This window comes from Buttiauxella sp. S19-1, from assembly GCF_022134725.1.
GTDB lineage: Bacteria > Pseudomonadota > Gammaproteobacteria > Enterobacterales > Enterobacteriaceae > Buttiauxella > Buttiauxella ferragutiae.
On sequence record NZ_JAHWLU010000232.1, the window covers coordinates 1 to 2,095 of the forward strand.

Annotated in this window: 2 protein-coding genes; both read left to right on the plus strand. The window is 53.7% G+C overall.

Translation table 11 applies throughout. The features are described from left to right. Positions 1-56 precede the first annotated feature (56 nt). Positions 57-863, plus strand: a complete 807-nt coding sequence (gene yqeC, locus MES37_RS24190) for a selenium cofactor biosynthesis protein YqeC (protein ID WP_083963422.1) — start codon at positions 57-59, stop codon at positions 861-863. A gap of 8 nt (positions 864-871) precedes the next feature. Then, positions 872-2,095 (plus strand): XdhC family protein (locus MES37_RS24195; RefSeq protein ID WP_237932807.1); only part of this gene is annotated, 1,224 nt, incomplete at its 3' end.

A 2,095-nucleotide genomic window follows, 5' to 3' on the forward strand; every position in this document is an offset into this window, starting at 1 on the left:
GATATAAAGTCATTCCAATTTTCCAGTGGTTTTATTAAAGATGAGGTGGGGAAATAATGACTCATGCAAATATTCCGGCCCCTCTGAACTCTTTCGGTGAAAATAAGAATTTATTTAATCAAAAAACTGCAGTGATTAGCATTGTCGGAGCCGGGGGGAAAACCAGCACCTTATTCTGGCTGGCCCGTGAGTTTGCCCGCATCGGTAAGCGAGTCATTGCCACCACCACTACGCAGATGTATTTGCCGGAAGAGAATATTCCAGTGCTATTTTGTCGCTCCCCTGAAAAGCTTCCGGGTGCGGTTTTTACCCCGCCTGCCATTGCCTGCTTTGCGGGCTGGAACCAGGAATTGGGTAAAGTGCGCGGGTTTTCGCCCGCAGAAATTGATGCACTGGCAAAACGCCATCTTGCCGATGTGCTGCTGGTGGAGGCTGACGGAGCGCACGGTTTTCCACTTAAAGCGCCGGCCTTGCACGAACCTTGCATAGCTCAAAGCAGTGATTTCGTTATTGCTGTGATGGGCGGGCAGGCAATAAACCAACCGATAGAGCCGCAAAATGTCCATCGCTGGCCATTGTTTAGCGCCATCACAGGGCTGCGGCAGGGGGGCAAGTTAGGTATTGAAGCCCTGAAGCAGTTTATTAACCATCCGCACGGCATGTTTAAACAGGCTCCGCCGCAGGCCAAACGTATCTGGCTGATTAATCAATGTTCTCATATTGAGAATATCACCGGCGTCCTGCCAGAACTTCTCGCCAGTGGCGGGCTTGATGCCATTTGGCTGGGCGCGGTCAGAGAGTTTCCACCGATTACACACGTGTTACTGCGCGATGAAGGTGCGGTGACGGATAAAAATCTGTAGAGGCAATCATGAAAATATTCGCAGAAGCAGCAAGACTGGAGCAGCAAAACAGCCCCTTCGCGCTGGCTCAGATTGTTGATAGCCGGGGCTCGACACCACGCCATTGTGCGCAAATGCTGGTGCGCAACGATGGCAGCGTGATGGGCACGATTGGCGGCGGCATGATGGAGCGTCGGGTGATTGAAGAGGCGTTACTGGCGCTCGCCGAACGTAAACCGCGTTTATTTCATGGCCGCATGGCGCGTAACGGTGAAGATGCGGTCGGCTCCGACTGCGGCGGGGCGATGACCGTTTATATTGATGTTCATGGTCACAGCCCGCGCCTGGTTTTGGTGGGGGCAGGGCATGTTAACCAGGCGATTGCCAAAGCGGCGGCAGCGCTGGATTTTAATATCCACGTGGCAGATGTGTATGCCGACAATCTTAATCCTGACTATTTCCCGCCAGCGACTCGTTTGCTCCAGGCGGCAAGCTTCACTGAAGCCATCGAAGCCCTGCAAATCGACGCTGAAGATTATGTGGTGATTGCCACCAATAGCCAGGACAAAGAAGCGCTGGATTGCCTGATTCAACGGCCGGTGAAATATCTGGGTCTGCTAGCCAGCCGCCGCAAAACGCAGACTTTCCTCCAGCAATTGCGTAGCCATCGAATCCCCGAAGCGAAGCTTGCGCGTTTACATGCGCCGATTGGTTTTAATATTGGCGCTGAAACACCGCAAGAAATTGCCATCAGTATTCTGGCAGAAATCGTCCAGCACCGTCATCAGGCGCCCGGTGGCCCAATGAAAACGCAGGAAACAGCGGGGCGGTTGGTGGTTATTCGCGGTGCCGGGGATATTGCGACCGGCGTGGCATTGCGCCTCTGGCACTCCGGTTTCCGCGTGGTGATGCTGGAAATGGCAAAACCTACGGTGATCCGCTGTTCGGTCGCTTTTGCTCAGGCGATGTTTGACGGCGAAGTGACGGTCGAAGGGGTTAAAGCGCGCTATGTCGCGGATGTTGATGAAGTCCCGGCGGTGTTACAAGCGGGGATTATTCCGGTGTTAGCCGATGAAAAGGCGAGTTTGTTGTCGGTATTGCAACCTGATGGCGTAGTGGATGCCATTCTGGCAAAAGTGAACAAAGGTACCCATCGCGCAATGGCTCCGGTCACCATCGCTCTCGGGCCAGGGTTTGAGGCCGGAAAAGATTGTGACGCAGTGATTGAAACCAATCGTGGGCATTATCTGGGG